This window comes from Bacillus sp. EB01, assembly GCF_000613125.1.
Taxonomy (GTDB): domain Bacteria; phylum Bacillota; class Bacilli; order Bacillales; family Cytobacillaceae; genus Bacillus_D.
On the sequence record NZ_HG964497.1, the window covers coordinates 2,636,438 to 2,650,887 of the forward strand.

16 protein-coding genes and 1 pseudogene are annotated in these 14,450 nt (G+C 41.3%); 7 read left to right on the forward strand and 10 right to left on the reverse strand.

The genetic code is table 11. The features are described 5' to 3' along the window. Positions 1–642, reverse strand: a complete 642-nt coding sequence (locus tag TY16_RS12110) for an alpha/beta hydrolase (protein ID WP_043932186.1) — start codon at positions 640–642, stop codon at positions 1–3. 257 nt (positions 643–899) lie between these two features. Here TY16_RS12110 and TY16_RS12115 point away from each other — a divergent pair, with 257 nt between their 5' ends. Further along, on the forward strand, positions 900–1,439 hold the full coding sequence (locus TY16_RS12115) for a helix-turn-helix domain-containing protein (protein WP_081772959.1): 540 nt from the start codon (positions 900–902) through the stop codon (positions 1,437–1,439). Between the two features lie 30 nt (positions 1,440–1,469). Here the strand turns inward: TY16_RS12115 and TY16_RS12120 are convergent. The 4 genes and pseudogenes from TY16_RS12120 to TY16_RS12135 all read right to left on the reverse strand — a co-directional run bounded on the left by TY16_RS12120 (position 1,470) and on the right by TY16_RS12135 (position 5,136). Then, positions 1,470–1,809, reverse strand: a pseudogene (locus TY16_RS12120) (YmaF family protein). Positions 1,810–2,239: 430 nt separating this feature from the next. After that, a complete protein-coding gene (locus TY16_RS12125; RefSeq protein WP_043932188.1) occupies positions 2,240–3,646 on the reverse strand; it encodes a SpoVR family protein in 1,407 nt (468 codons plus the stop codon). A gap of 170 nt (positions 3,647–3,816) precedes the next feature. Next, entirely contained in the window at positions 3,817–4,080 is a 264-nt protein-coding gene (locus TY16_RS12130; RefSeq protein WP_043932189.1) for a metal-sensitive transcriptional regulator, read from the reverse strand. Between the two features lie 735 nt (positions 4,081–4,815). Beyond that, positions 4,816–5,136, reverse strand: a complete 321-nt coding sequence (locus TY16_RS12135; RefSeq protein WP_043932190.1) for a DUF3889 domain-containing protein — start codon at positions 5,134–5,136, stop codon at positions 4,816–4,818. 198 nt (positions 5,137–5,334) lie between these two features. Between TY16_RS12135 and TY16_RS12140 the strand changes: the two genes are divergently transcribed. Beyond that, positions 5,335–5,586, forward strand: coding sequence for a YhdB family protein (locus tag TY16_RS12140; protein WP_043932191.1), 252 nt, complete (start codon positions 5,335–5,337; stop codon positions 5,584–5,586). Between the two features lie 52 nt (positions 5,587–5,638). Here the strand turns inward: TY16_RS12140 and TY16_RS12145 are convergent, their stop codons facing one another. Both TY16_RS12145 and TY16_RS12150 read right to left on the reverse strand, forming a co-directional pair. Then, positions 5,639–6,265, reverse strand: a complete 627-nt coding sequence (locus TY16_RS12145; RefSeq protein ID WP_043932192.1) for a LuxR C-terminal-related transcriptional regulator — start codon at positions 6,263–6,265, stop codon at positions 5,639–5,641. Between the two features lie 349 nt (positions 6,266–6,614). Then, positions 6,615–8,348, reverse strand: coding sequence for a phospho-sugar mutase (locus TY16_RS12150; protein WP_043932193.1), 1,734 nt, complete (start codon positions 8,346–8,348; stop codon positions 6,615–6,617). A gap of 152 nt (positions 8,349–8,500) precedes the next feature. On the opposite strand from TY16_RS12150, the gene TY16_RS12155 reads away from it, so the two are divergent. Next, entirely contained in the window at positions 8,501–8,935 is a 435-nt protein-coding gene (locus TY16_RS12155; protein ID WP_081772960.1) for a disulfide formation protein C, read from the forward strand. Then, positions 8,935–9,405 carry a thioredoxin family protein gene (locus TY16_RS12160; RefSeq protein ID WP_043932195.1) on the forward strand — a complete coding sequence of 157 codons (471 nt, stop codon included), beginning with the start codon at positions 8,935–8,937 and terminating at the stop codon, positions 9,403–9,405. Before TY16_RS12155 ends, TY16_RS12160 begins: the two co-directional genes overlap by 1 nt. Before the next feature lie 41 nt (positions 9,406–9,446). Here TY16_RS12160 and TY16_RS12165 read toward each other — a convergent pair whose 3' ends face one another. Then, positions 9,447–9,836: a DUF5365 family protein gene (locus TY16_RS12165; RefSeq protein ID WP_043932196.1), complete on the reverse strand. Its 390-nt coding sequence runs from the start codon at positions 9,834–9,836 to the stop codon at positions 9,447–9,449. A gap of 121 nt (positions 9,837–9,957) precedes the next feature. Between TY16_RS12165 and TY16_RS12170 the strand changes: the two genes are divergently transcribed. Further along, positions 9,958–10,878 (forward strand): RluA family pseudouridine synthase, encoded by a 921-nt coding sequence (locus TY16_RS12170; protein WP_043932197.1) that lies wholly within the window; start codon positions 9,958–9,960, stop codon positions 10,876–10,878. An 81-nt stretch (positions 10,879–10,959) separates the two neighbouring features. Here the strand turns inward: TY16_RS12170 and TY16_RS12175 are convergent, their stop codons facing one another. Both TY16_RS12175 and TY16_RS12180 read right to left on the reverse strand, forming a co-directional pair. Then, positions 10,960–11,217, reverse strand: coding sequence for a GlsB/YeaQ/YmgE family stress response membrane protein (locus TY16_RS12175; protein ID WP_043932198.1), 258 nt, complete (start codon positions 11,215–11,217; stop codon positions 10,960–10,962). Between the two features lie 426 nt (positions 11,218–11,643). Beyond that, entirely contained in the window at positions 11,644–12,498 is an 855-nt protein-coding gene (locus tag TY16_RS12180; protein ID WP_043932199.1) for an aldo/keto reductase, read from the reverse strand. Between the two features lie 264 nt (positions 12,499–12,762). Between TY16_RS12180 and TY16_RS12185 the strand changes: the two genes are divergently transcribed. Then, complete coding sequence (locus TY16_RS12185) at positions 12,763–13,380, forward strand: DUF47 domain-containing protein (protein ID WP_043932200.1); 618 nt, start codon at positions 12,763–12,765, stop codon at positions 13,378–13,380. Between the two features lie 11 nt (positions 13,381–13,391). Beyond that, on the forward strand, positions 13,392–14,390 hold the full coding sequence (locus TY16_RS12190) for an inorganic phosphate transporter (RefSeq protein ID WP_043932201.1): 999 nt from the start codon (positions 13,392–13,394) through the stop codon (positions 14,388–14,390). Positions 14,391–14,450 lie beyond the last annotated feature (60 nt).

Sequence of the window (14,450 nt, forward strand, 5' to 3'; positions counted from 1 at the left end):
TTAATCTATCGATTCCAGAATCCACTTAACATAATCGTGGTAATTTGCCTTGGATACAGTATGGCCCTCGGGATAAACCTTAAAGGTTACGTTTGCTCCCATATTCTCCAAGTATTCTTTGTTGGCAACTCCCCATTCCAGTGGAAAAACACGATCATGTTCCCCGTGAGAAATAAACGCGGATAATTGACTTACAGACTGAACAGAATACTCTTCCTTCACAAATTGAGGGATATATCCATTTAACGCCACAATTCCCTTTATCCGGCTTCCCAGAGTCAGGGCAAGAGTCATTGAGAGAATTGCCCCCTGGCTAAAACCAAGCAAATACAGGCGGCTTTCATCAATTGGGTATTGGCTGCTAGCATAATCAATAAAGTCCGAAAGTCTGGCTGCTGCTTCATCAAATACAGGTCTAAGGGGTTTCCCGTATCCTTCAATGGTGAAGTAGGCAAAACCTGGCGGCTGCTCCAAATGACCACGAATGCTGAAAATAATAAAGTTCTCTTTTAATCCCTCTACTAGGGACAGCATATTTTGTTCATTCGACCCAATCCCATGCATTACAAAAAGAGCAGGGTACGACTTATTGGGATCAACCTCTTTAGGTCGTTGAACGTTATATATCATTGAAGAGTTCATGGCTTCCTTCCTTTCACAATGCCTTGAATTGTGTCTTTATCTTTTCCCCTATGCAGCATAAGTATTAAAATCCTCATAGAAATAAATTGTTCATATTTGAAAACGAGTATCCAAAAATAAAACCCCAGGCCCGGGATAAGTTTTTAAATATGAATAAATTTCTTCTATAAGATAACAAGCGTACAGTAGATTGTCAATATATTTTTTGCTAATATAGAATTAAGTATTTTATTATGAAACCTTTTGAGGTGAATTATTTGGATTTAGGAACAAAAATTCGTTCGATTCGGAATAGAAAAAAAATAACTATTGCCCAAATGAGTGAGGGAACAGGACTATCCAAGGGGTTTATCAGCAATGTGGAAAACAACAATACATCTCCGTCCATTAATACGCTGCAGGCCATCTCCAACTTTCTTGATGTACCGATGCCTTACCTATTGTTAGAGAAAGAACAGCATATGCGGGTGGTTAGAAAAAATGAGAGAACGCATTCCACCTTTAACAACCTGAAAATTGAGCATTTGACGACCAAAGGCGGTATGAGGATGATGATCGTTGAATTTCCCCCGGGTGGCTCTATGGGAGAAGCAAATGCTCATGAGGGAGAGGAATGCCATTTAGTCTTAAAGGGGAAAATTCTTGCTGAACAAGGAGAAGACTCCTTTGTTCTTGAGAAAGGTGACTCTTTTAGCTGGAACGCGAGTGTACCTCATTTTGTTAAAAACATAACCGATGAGACAGCGATTGTTTTGATATCACTTCATTCGGATACCGGACTTGCCGATATTTTTTAATTTAACCTTTTGCCCATTTTTTACAAAGAATTATGTATTTCCCGGTGCGAGCTGATCGACGCCTCTGACATGGTGTCTGTGCCCGTCCTCTTCAGTGGTATAGAAAATCATAATAATGAACATGCATTCCATTTCCCACTGGAATAGCAGGACCAGAGTATGCCTTGTAATGATGTGTATGCCCATCTTCAAAAATAACATATCCTTCTGTTGCATGGATATGGCTTCCATCCTGAGTCATTATCGGTGGAGAAGTAACGTCCAAACACTGATGAACATGGCCTGCCTCAACACCTGTATTATCAACTGATCCATGATTATGACGAGGCACAAACCCATTCACGAATGCATCCTTACTCTGTCTCGTCATTTTTTGCTCCTTTAGGCTGTTCTTGAACTTGTAAGTACACTCAACAAGTAATTGGTTGGTTCGTTTGGCTCTGGTTCTGCAGCAAGTACTCGGGAGTTTTTAGTCTTGGGACTATATGATTCATACATACATGTCATAGAATCAAATGTCGATTATGTACTCTCCCCCTCCAAATTACATTTATTCAATAATAAAAGTATGAATTTTCCCGCATGCATATGTGAAAAAAAGTATGTTTTTATTGGAAGTTAATCTTAGGAGGCTGTGACGAAATCCAAGTTCACTAACCCCTTCCCTCTTCAGAAGCAAAATAAAAGACACCAACTAGTCAGTGTTGGCGTCTTTGCTTGTGATTTTTAGTTATTAACAGGTATAGGAAAGAACTTTAATATCCTCTAATCCCTTCCCCTCCTTTATATTCCTTGGCTATCTACAAATACTTCCTGTGCACCGCTTTCCCGTCATAGCTGAACAGCATTGGCCTATCCTCGATCATCGTCTCGATGTGAACCGTTCTCCCCCATAACTGGCGGACGTATGGCAGTACCTTCTCGAGGTATTTCACATCAAGCTCAATTCCTTCGTACCAGTGCTTCAGGTAAAGTTCGCCATTTCTAAGGTAATCGCCATCATTGACTGTTATATAGGGGAAACCGCCATTGACGCGCATGCCGACAAGCCTGTCACGGACATGCTCCCATTCCTTGTCGACAATCTTATAATCCTTGCCCTGTTTTTGGAACAGGTACATGTCTTCTCTCATCACCAGATCCTTGGTTAAGTAGTTCCTCAGGAAAGAGATATCGGAATCCATCTCCCGAACCTCAAACATTTTCTCTCGGCCAGACCCTGGCTTGACACCGCGGCGCTTCATGTCCTCGGTTGGGTTGTTGTACCGTTCCTCGATATCCTCAAAAATTTTGATGCCCAGGTAGTAAGGATTAATCCCAGTTTTCGATGGCTGGACAACACCTGCATTCAGTTTGGCAAACTCAATGGCTTCCCCGCTTGTCAGGTCCATTTCCCTAATAATTCGTTGATGCCAATACGACGCCCAGCCTTCGTTCATGATTTTCGTTTCCAGCTGCGGCCAGAAATAGAGCATTTCTTCTCTCATCATTGTAAGGATATCTCTTTGCCACGGCTCTAGCTCCCGGCTGTAGGATTCAATGAATAGCAGTATGTCTTTTTCAGGCTGAGGCGGGAACTTTTTCGTCCTTTCCTTTTTAGGCTTCGGCTTCTCATCCAGCTTCCATAAGTCATCATATGGCGATGGAGCTGGGCCCGGGCTTTCTTCCTCAAACGCATCCTCCATTGACCAGGAGAGTTTCGGACGCATCAGTGAAGGATCTATGTGTTCATCAATGGCCAAGACAGCATCCAGGAAAGTTTCGACTTCCTTTTTTCCATACTTGATTTCATAGCTGCGCACCCTGTCTGCTGTCGCAGCCATACTTTCTACCATATCTCGTTTTGTATTTTGGAAACGAACGTTATTTTTGAAAAAATCGCAGTGGGCAAGGACATGAGCCACAATAAGTTTGTTCTGGATCAAGCTATTGCTATCGAGCAGGAATGCATAACAAGGATTGGAGTTAATGACGAGTTCATAAATCTTGCTCAGTCCCAGATCATATTGAAGTTTCATTTTGTAAAATTGCTTACCAAAGCTCCAATGTGAAAAACGGGTCGGCATCCCATAAGCACCAAATGTATAAATGATGTCGGCAGGGCAGATTTCATACCGCATCGGATAAAAATCAAGGCCAAAGCCGCTTGCAATTTCGGTAATTTCACCGATTGCGCGCTCAAGCTCCTTCCTGTCTTCCAGGTTCATGGCTATTCCCCCTTTTCCTCTTACAACAATGTATGAGGAAAACGGGGGAATGATGAAAGACCTTCATACGTTTTATACCCCATTGTGTATTTAAAAGGTTAAAATAGCATTAATTACCCCCATGGGTATAATAATGTGAAAAATAAAAGAGGGTCTCAACCCTTTTATTTTTATCTGCTCTTCACCAACAGATTTACAGCATCCTGGATTAATTCCTCAGTGCTTCTTTCTTTTTGTTCATCAGCTTTCTGAACACAATTCACTAAGTTGGAGCTAACAATAACCCCAATGGTACGGTCGATGGCGGTACGAGTCGCGGATAATTGAGTGACAACATCCCTGCAGTCCTTATTTTCTTCCATCATTTTCAATATACCTCTTAATTGGCCTTCAATACGTTTGACCCGATTTTTCATTTGATCATTATAATCCATGATTCATAGCCTCCTTAACAAACCCTTAATTTTTTCTCCTTTAATATTACATTATCTGGATTCAAATTTACATACCCCAACTATTCGGTAACCCTTTTTCCTTAAATACCTTGTTCGGCCGACTTGATACAATAAATATTAAATCTTTATCACCAGGAATTTCGGTGCTATACCTTTTTAGATAGGCAAACGGAATGTTTATTAACCTTTAACAGATCTTTATGTGATTCATTAAAATGTCTAATATGTATTACATCTATTCTACTCAAAATCAGAGCTATGGAATTGACACATGAAACGAGGAAACTGAAAAATATCGATTATGCAAGGCCAATGAAACACTCAGTAAGAGTATAATTTTGGGAACCATTAGAGCCCTCCAAATATGAATCACACCCCCTACACTATACCCCACAGGGTATTTAATCAAATATTAAATAATTTGAATTGAAAAAGACCGCAAAAACAATGCGGCCAATTTAGTTATATTCCTTTTTCATATTAGCTATTATCGATCTTCTTTATCCTTTGTAAATCTCTGCATCATTTCATTGTCGATCTAGGCATACAACTTTGTATTCCTTTGGTCTTCATTAACAACGATTTTACACAGCATATCCTGCCCATTGAGTTTTGTTAAATACCCTAAAGAAGATTGCACTTTAAGGACTTTAATCTCCGTTGGAAATCAAACACTTATCACAATGCATGGAGAGGGGGGAAAATAAATGAACCTTACTGGTTTTCAGGTATTACCTTTAGTGTGACTGCCTTTTCTTCAGTTAAATTATGCTGGACAATAACTTGAACATAATACGTCTTGCCCTTTTCCTCGACTTGGAATCGGAACGTATCAGCGACATCTGTTTCATTGACATTTTTCCTGCCCATATATTCATATTCCTTGATAGGATCACCCGGATAATCCAAAGCCACGATTTGAACAGCCATTTTTCCATACTTTTCATAATCCGGTTTCTGTCTTTCCGCCTGGGTTTCATGCCCCTGGAATGTCAGCAAAACAAATACAGCAACAGCTATAAGCCATTTTTTCAATGACGGAGCCTCCCTTTTTCATAAAGAAACACCGTTAGTTTTTCACTTGTTCCCATTCTTATGCATTGCACCAAGGGATGCATGATTATACTGCCATATGTTTGAAAGCCCTTTGTACAAGCATCTCCAACATTTTCAGCGAAACTTTATCGGTGAACTCCACAAACTAATTTCAACTCCTGACAGGGAGGTAACAAAATGAATAAAATGGATTACGACAGGGCGCTTTACTATACGTACCGCTCTCAATGGGATAATCTGCTGATTTTGATGGTCCGGACCCGTGACCAATTTTTAGCGAAGAAAATTGAGCATTTTCTTCACGCATATCATTACGAGCATGATTATGCGGTAGTTGAGAAAAATCTATACTCCCTCTTGCGTTACATCGACCATGTGCAAGAGAACCCTGAATTAGCAAGTGACGATATTCCAGCTTACCTTGTATGAATTCCACCACCAAAAATTTAAGCACAGCCAATACTGGCTGTGCTCTTTTTGATTATTTCTCCAGGTTATTTTCAACAGCATACAGTGCTGCCTGGGTTCTATCGTCTAGCCCTAGCTTTGCAAGGATATTTGAAACATGTGTCTTCACCGTTTTTACTGTAATAAAAAGAACCGAAGAGATTTCCTTATTACTCTTACCACTGGCAATTTCCCTTATTACCTCCCTTTCCCTCTTAGTCAGTCCATCTACCTGCTTAACGGACTTGGAGCCACTTTGCAAGTATGGTGCAGGTTTAGCGGGTGGCAATATCTCACTTGCAACCAGCCTTCTAATCGAAGCAGCCAACTCACCTGGTTTTATATTCATTAACTGACAATCTGAAGCCCCTGCTTTGATTACCTGATAGACATAGTTCTGATTGGAGAAATTTGTCAAGACCATGACTCTGCTTGAAGAATCAAGGTCTTTTATTTTCGACGTTGCCACAATCCCGTCCATAATCGGCATGTCCGGATTCATCAAGACAATATCCGGTTTCAATTCTTCCGCGAGTTTGGCTGCTTCCTCTCCGTTAGCAGCTTCTCCGACAATTTCAAAGTCCTCCTGAGTTTTTAAGAATACAGCAAGTCCCCTTCTGACCACAGGGAGACTTTCTGCAATTACAATCCGAATCGTCATTATATCTCCCCCTCTTTAGTGGAAACTCGACAGGAAACTTTGTTCCTTAAAATGTTTCCCCAGCGCATCTCACTTTCTCCATTAAGGGTACAGTCGGGCTATATCGCATTGGCATCATAGTCAAACAGGACCTCTCAGCTCTGGCAAAATTATATTCCTCTTTGGCAAGAAGCTCTGCATTTTTTTTATGTAGCGAGCCTGTCCATCCATCCCTTTTCTTTGATTATACAGCTTAAAATCCTTCTTTAAATACAATTTCAGGAATATTCTGCACCCTTTTTTGTCAAATCAATGACTTAAGCATTACCTAGACAAAAAAACCGGCAGCCATTTGGCTGCCGGGCGATTATTAAGCGTTCCCAACCTTCGTATTAACCACATTCATAAAGGCTGATTCAATTTCAGACAGCTTTTCCTTGCTCTCGTCGTAAGTCTCACCATTGACACCAAAATAAAACTTGATCTTCGGTTCTGTCCCTGATGGACGCAGGCAAACCCAAGAGCCATCCTCCAGGTAAAACTTGAGGACATTTGATTTTGGCAAGTCGATTGCTTCTTTTCCGTCAGCAGAGGACCGTAAGCTTTCAAGATAATCCTCGGATGACGTTACCGGAAATCCAGCCAACGATGCAGGAGGATCATTGCGGAAGCTTGACATTATGTTTGCGATTGCTTCTGCTCCGTCCTTTCCTTTCATCGTCATAGAGCGAAGTCCCTCAAGAAAGTACCCATATTTTTTGAAAACTTGCATTAAGCCTTCATATAAACTCATGCCTTTTTTCTTATAATAAGCACAGACTTCAGCAGCCAAAAGCGCGGCCTGGACCGCATCCTTGTCACGGGCAAAATCGCCGATCAGGTATCCATAGCTTTCCTCGTATCCGAATAGGAATGTATGTGCACCAGTCTTTTCGTATTGCTTCATTTTTTCAGCAATAAATTTAAAGCCTGTGAGGACATCAATCGTTTCCAACCCGTAGGCTTCTGCAATTTTCCTGCCAAGCTCGGACGTTACGATCGTTTTCAGGACAACGCCATTTTCAGGAAGCGTCCCTTTTTCTTTTTTCTGGCCCAAAATATAATCAAGCAACAATGCACCGGTCTGGTTACCAGTCAGTACAACGTATTCACCTTCATGGTTTTTCACTGCAATGCCAAGCCTGTCCGCATCAGGATCTGTTGCAATAAGGATATCCGCATCAACTTTCCTGCCGTCCCGAATCGCAAGCTCAAATGCTGCATGCTCCTCTGGGTTCGGGCTTTTGACCGTCGAGAAATTCGCATCCGGCAGCTCCTGTTCGCTGACAACATGCACTTTCTCGTACCCGAGCTCGGCAAGTGCTGCCCTAACCGGTTTATTGGCAGTACCATGCAATGGTGTAAACACGATTTCAATTGGGGATTCGTTAGCAATGGATGGATTTTCTGAAATGGTTGCAAGCTTATCGGTATAAGCGGTGTCAATTTCAGAACCAATTGTTTCAATAAGACCTGAAGCCCTTAATACATCCTCGCTGTCTACCTCAATCCGCAATTCACTTTCAATTTCATTTACTTTATCGATAACCAGATCGGCTTCCCTCGGCGGCAATTGCGCTCCATCATTCCCATATACCTTGAATCCGTTATACTCAGGGGGATTATGGCTTGCAGTAATAACAATCCCGGCAGCGGCATTCAAATACCGTACAGCAAATGACAATTCGGGAGTCGGCCTTAATTCATCGAATACATAAGCCTTGATTCCCCTTGTTGCCAAAGTTTTTGCGGCTTCCATTGCAAACTCGGGAGATTTGTGCCTGGAATCATAAGCAATTGCCACGCCGCTCTTCTTTGCTTCTTCACCTTGCTCTTCAATAAATGAAGCTAAACCGGCTGATGCTTTGCGAATGGTATACATGTTCATCCGGTTTGTCCCCGGGCCAATCTCACCTCTCATGCCACCCGTGCCAAATTCAAGGTCCTTATAAAATGAGTCCTCAAGCAGCTTTTCGTTTCCCTTCAGCTTGTCCAGCTCTGCACGCAATTCGGTGTCGAGTTGTTCGAATTGTATCCATTTTTCTGCTTTTAATCTCCAATCCATAGTCAATTACCTCCGATATAAAAATAAGCTCGCCATATGTCCCTTTTATTTTATCGGTTTGCCGGTATTTTTTCCACATCCATCCCATTAGTGGCCATACCAATTTATTGTGCAAAAAAACGTTTTCCCTTAAGATATGAAAAAGGGGTGATATTTTGAAAAAGGATAGCAGGGAGAACATTTTATTTTTTGCCTGGGCAGCTTCTGTCCTAGCCATGTTCGGAAGCCTTTATTTCTCGGAAATCCGAAAGTATGAGCCATGTGAGCTTTGCTGGTACCAGCGAATCCTCATGTATCCAATGGTCCTTTTGCTTGGAATTGCGATCGTCAAGAAGGATTACCACATCTCTTTATACAGCCTATGGCTGTCGGGAATCGGCATTCTAATCTCGTCCTATCATTATTCTTTGCAAAAAATTTCGTTTATGGCTGATGCGGCTCCTGCATGCGGACGGATACCTTGTACCGGGCAATACATAAACTGGCTTGGCTTTATCACCATTCCATTCCTGGCATTGACGGCTTTTGCTATTATCTTTATATGTAGCCTAATTCTTGTAAGGAAAAACAAGGGGGAACAAACTTAGTGAAGAAAGTACTTATTTTTCTTGGAATCATTATTATTTTATTTGCCGGAACCGCGTACCTTACCAGTTTGAGCAATAAAGAAAAGGTTGATGAAAAAAACCCTTATGGCAAAGATAACCTTCATCCTGAAACAGTTGCCCAGCTTAAAGATCCGAATTATCAAAATATCATCAAACTGGACGGCTTACAGGAAAAACTGGATAACGGAGAAGACGCCACCGTGTATTTTTATAGTCCAACTTGTCCGCATTGCAAAGTTGCCACACCTATTTTAATGCCGCTGGCCGATGACATGGATATAAACATTGATCAGTTGAATGTCCTGGAGTATGAAAGTGCCTGGGATGAATTTGCCATCGAAGGAACCCCGACATTGATTCGTTTTGAAGACGGCAAAGAAGTCGCAAGGGTCACAGGCGGACAGGATAAAGCACAATACCAGCAATGGCTGGAGGACAATGTAAAATAAAAAACAAAAACGCCCGCAAATTACATGCAGGCGTTTTTGTTTCACACGGGCAACTGATTGGCAGCAGGTGAATACAGGCTAAAATATGTATCAGTTTCCTTACTGCCAGGAAGGAAGGAATCATAATCAAAAGGAAAATAAAGGCCATATTGACGCACATTCTCAGCATTCCTTTGAAAAAGTGACCGGTGGTAATCTCCAGGGACAGGGGCCTCAAGGATAAAAATGAGAGTCTGGAGGCTAGCCATTACATAGAAGGCATCCTTCAATGTCTCGTATGAAGCGCTTTCCAAATGAAGGACAGACAGCCGTTCAAACTCCAAAATTTCCTTGTCAGTAAAATACATGGGTAAAATGCTTGAATAAAAATAATGAATGAGTCCGCTGATTTCTTCTTCCTGACCGGGTGTCGATGCGAAAACAATCCTCACTAAAAGCCCACCTTTGTTACATTTGTAATCTTAGCGTAATATACAAATAGAATAGCATATTCTGAACTGTAAAAATCCTGGTAATTTAAACCACGATTGTTCAGGAGGAAAGGAAGCACAAATGCTGACTACAAAAATGCGTGGAAATACAATGGAAATAATAATACCTTATGCTTGGGAAGGGATTTCAATCTCACAACTTTTCAAGGAGAAATGGAAGGCACCAAAAAAACAAGCTCACTACTTCCGTATGGACGGAAAAGTAACCTTACAGGGAGAAAAAATTGGATGGGAAATTCCGTTAGCAGCTGGAACCAGACTTCACCTCGACCTTTCTGATGTTCCATCCTCAGAAATAGAACCCTATTACCTGGACCTATCCATCTTGTATGAGGATGAACATGTATTGGTCATCAATAAACCAGCGTTCATAAATACTCATCCAAATACACCTGAAGATACCACCACACTGCTTAACGCTGTTGCATGCCACCTCCAATCAGCAGGAGAGGGGGCTTCCGCCCAGCAAATCCATCGGCTTGACCGTGACACAACCGGAGCCATACTTTTTGCCAAACATCCACTGGCAGGCGGGATCCTTGATGGGATGCTGGAACGCAGATTGATTAAAAGAACATATGTCGCTGCTGTTTGTGGTACCGGTTTAAAGAAAAAAGATAGTATCAACCAGCCAATCGGGCGAGATAGACATCATCCGGTAAGAAGAAGAGTTTCGGATACCGGGCAGCCAGCAGTGACTCATTACAAAGTACTAAACGTTGATCGTGCAAAAAAACTGACCTTTGTGGCGTGCTGGCTAGAAACAGGTCGGACACATCAAATACGTGTTCACTTTAGCCACCTCGGCTATCCGCTGGCAGGCGATGAACTATATGGCGGCCAACCGCTTTACAATAGGCAAGCGCTGCATTCAGCAAAGCTTGAATTTATACATCCCATCAGCCTTGAACCAATCACAGTCCTTGCGCCATTTATAGACAATTCTCCAATTTTCCAGGATATTAACCTTGATAGCCTATAAGCTTTCTATTTGAATAAGCCAGGCAAAGCCTGGCCAGGTCCACACGAAAAGGCCTCCCATTTGGGAGGCCTTCAGTTTGGGTTAGTGATTTGATTTTCTGAATGCTTTCATAATCATGCTAAGCAGGAATACTAGGATAACTGCTCCAATAATCGCAGGGATTATTGCAAATCCACCGACTACAGGACCCCAATCACCTAAGATTGCTGTACCTAACCATGCACCAACAAAACCTGCAATAATATTACCAATAATTCCGCCCGGGATATCTCTTCCAACGACCATACCTGCTAACCAACCAATAATACCGCCTACTATTAATGCCCATAGAAATTCCATGTGGTTTTCACTCCTTGTAATATGTTTGTTTTATCTTCTGCTGCAGCAGTAAACAGTTATGAAACTAAATCCGGAAGCTTTGTTCCTTCTTGGTTTTCCTAACTGCTTGTACCTTTAAAATACCCGCATTCATTTAAAATAAACACGAAAAAAATCTGGCACCAACCTTTTCTTATTATTACCATATTGTTGATGTCTTATTAAATAAGCTATGTTAAAAGACTCAGTTGATTTCCTTTCAACTAAGCAAGGTAACTTCAAAGGGTACCGCTTCATCCAAAAACCCTAATTGCTTTGAAAGAATCGCCATATAGTATATAGAACAGAAGCAGCAGGATCTTACTGCTCATCAATGAAGCAATAAAATAAAAAGCTGTCCAAATCAGGACAGCTTCTTTGGACGCCTCTTATAAGTTCTTAGCAGGATTAAAAGTCAACATTGTCGGGATCTGGCCCAAAGCGGGTATTTGCATCCAATCCATCAATAAGGTTCATTTCTTCAGCAGATAATTCAAAATCAAAAATAGCCGCGTTTTCCTGTAGCCTTGCCGGGGTGACCGATTTAGGAATAACCGCTACCCTATTTTGCAAGTGCCATCTAAGGACGATTTGCGCCGGTGTTTTCCCATGTTTTCCTGCTAGCGATGTCAAGAGTGGATCTGCCAATATTCTGCCTCGGGCTAGCGGAGACCAGGCTTGAACTAGAATCCCATGTGCAGCGCAAAATTCTCGAAGTTCTTTTTGTACTAAAACGGGGTGAAGTTCTACTTGGTTGGCCATGGGCTTTATACTGTTTTGGGCCATTAAATCTTTGAGGTGATCGATAGTAAAATTACTAACACCAATAGCCCGTACTTTCCCACTTGCATAAAGTTCTTCTAGGGCTTTCCATGTTTCTTTATATTTCTCCTTTACAGGCCAATGAATAAGATAAAGGTCAATATAGTCGAGACCAAGCTTTTGCAAGCTAGTTTCAAAAGCCCTCAGGGTGTTTTCATACCCCTGTTCGCTGTTCCAGACTTTCGTTGTAATAAAAATGTCTTCGCGTGGAATGCCGCTATTTCGTACAGCACGCCCCACACCCTCTTCATTTTGATAGAGTGCTGCGGTGTCAATCAAACGATACCCCAACCGAAGCGCCTCGGCAATGGTTGCCTCTACCTCTTGTCCATCTTCCACCTTATAAACACCTAGCCCAAAATAAGGTATTTCCATACCATTATGAAAGAGAAATTTATCATTAAGCGACAACAAGAAAAACCCTCCTTTTTCTTCTTCCATTTAATTCTACATGTTTCCCCTACTGCATGCACAAAATATAATTCAAGATTTTTTTGAATACTTGGTTTCATGACGGCAGAATAAAGGAATTGTAAAAACAAAATGAATTCTTTGTAAATTCAATAATGCAAAATCAAGTTATTTCAGCTTTTTCAATGTTAAGTTTTTGTAAATTCAACGTAAACTACTTTTCAATTTCGACATTTTTCTTATACAATTAGAAAGCTTGTGCAACCATTATGGAAAATAAACGGAGGTTTTCTCATGGCTTTCAAAAAAAATGATAAATTCACTACCTTGCTTGCCGAAATTGCTGCAAATCTAAAGGAAAGTGCTAACTATTTTACAGACTATAAGCTGAAGAATGTCAGTGATTTAAAAATCTTTTCAGAGAGCATGAAGGATTTTGAATCGAAAGGAGATACATATGTTCATTCCGTCATCAAGGAGTTGAACGATGCTTTTATTACTCCAATTGAAAGAGAAGATATTCTTCATCTCTCAAACAGTATGGATGATGTCCTCGACGGGCTAGAACATTGTGCTGCCCTATTCGAAATGTATTCGATTACAGAGGCAGACGATTATATGAAGCAATTCACAGTTGCCATTCAGAGCAGTGTTCTTGAAATTGAGAAAGCTGTAACTTTGTTAGCAACGAAGAAACTTTTACAAATCCGTGAGCATGCAATCTCGATAAAGGATTTCGAATCCAAATGTGATGGCATCCTAAGGCAGTCCATCAAGAACCTTTTCACTGTTGAAAAAGATCCAATTCGAATCATCCAGTACAAGGAAATTTATGAAACACTCGAGGATATTGCAGATAGCTGCCAGGGTGTTGCCAATACACTTGAAACAATCATTATGAAAAACGCATAAGGAGCGGACATATGGATTCAGTATTTATTCTGACAGTTGCAATTGTCATCTTCGCTCTTGCGTTCGACTTTATTAACGGATTCCATGATACGGCGAATGCAATAGCTACGGCAGTTTCAACAAAAGCTCTAAAGCCTCGGCATGCCATCCTTTTGGCTGCTATAATGAATTTTGTCGGCGCAATGACATTCACTGGAGTTGCCAAAACAATTACAAAAGATATTGTCGATCCTTTTACACTGACTAATGGGACTGTCGTCATCCTTGCAGCTCTTTGTTCTGCAATCACCTGGAACTTGCTTACCTGGTATTATGGAATTCCGAGCAGTTCATCCCATACATTGATTGGATCGATTGCAGGTGCGGCGATTGCTGCCTCAGGGTTCGCTGCTTTGAATTACACTGGTTTCCTTAAAATTCTTCAAGCATTGATTATTTCGCCAATCTTGGCCTTCGTGGTCGGTTTTATTGTTTACGGCATTTTTAAATTCGTATTTAGGGATGCAAATCTGACCAAAACAAATCGTAATTTTAGGTTTATCCAAATCGGGACTGCCGCGCTACAGTCCTATACACATGGAACAAACGATGCCCAAAAAGCAATGGGTATTATCACGATGGCACTTATCGCCAACAACTATGTTGATTCGACTGATATACCATTCTGGGTCCAATTCTCCTGTGCGGTTGCAATGGGGTTAGGTACTTCTGTTGGCGGCTGGAAAATCATTAAAACAGTTGGCGGTAAAATCATGAAGATCCGTCCAATCAATGGCGTTGCCGCTGACTTGACTGGTGCTATGATCATCTTTGGCGCTACCTATATCCATTTACCGGTCAGTACAACTCATGTTATTTCTTCCGGTATTCTTGGTGTCGGTGCTTCCCACCGCCTAAAGGGCGTAAAATGGGGAACAGCGAAAACCATGCTAATTACCTGGCTGATTACTCTTCCAATTTCAGCCACAATTGCTGCACTTTTCTATTACTTTTTGAATTTGTTCTTTTAAATTGTAAACAAGCTGTCCCAAGAGTCATTGATCATGACGTTCAGGGGGCAGCTTTTTTTT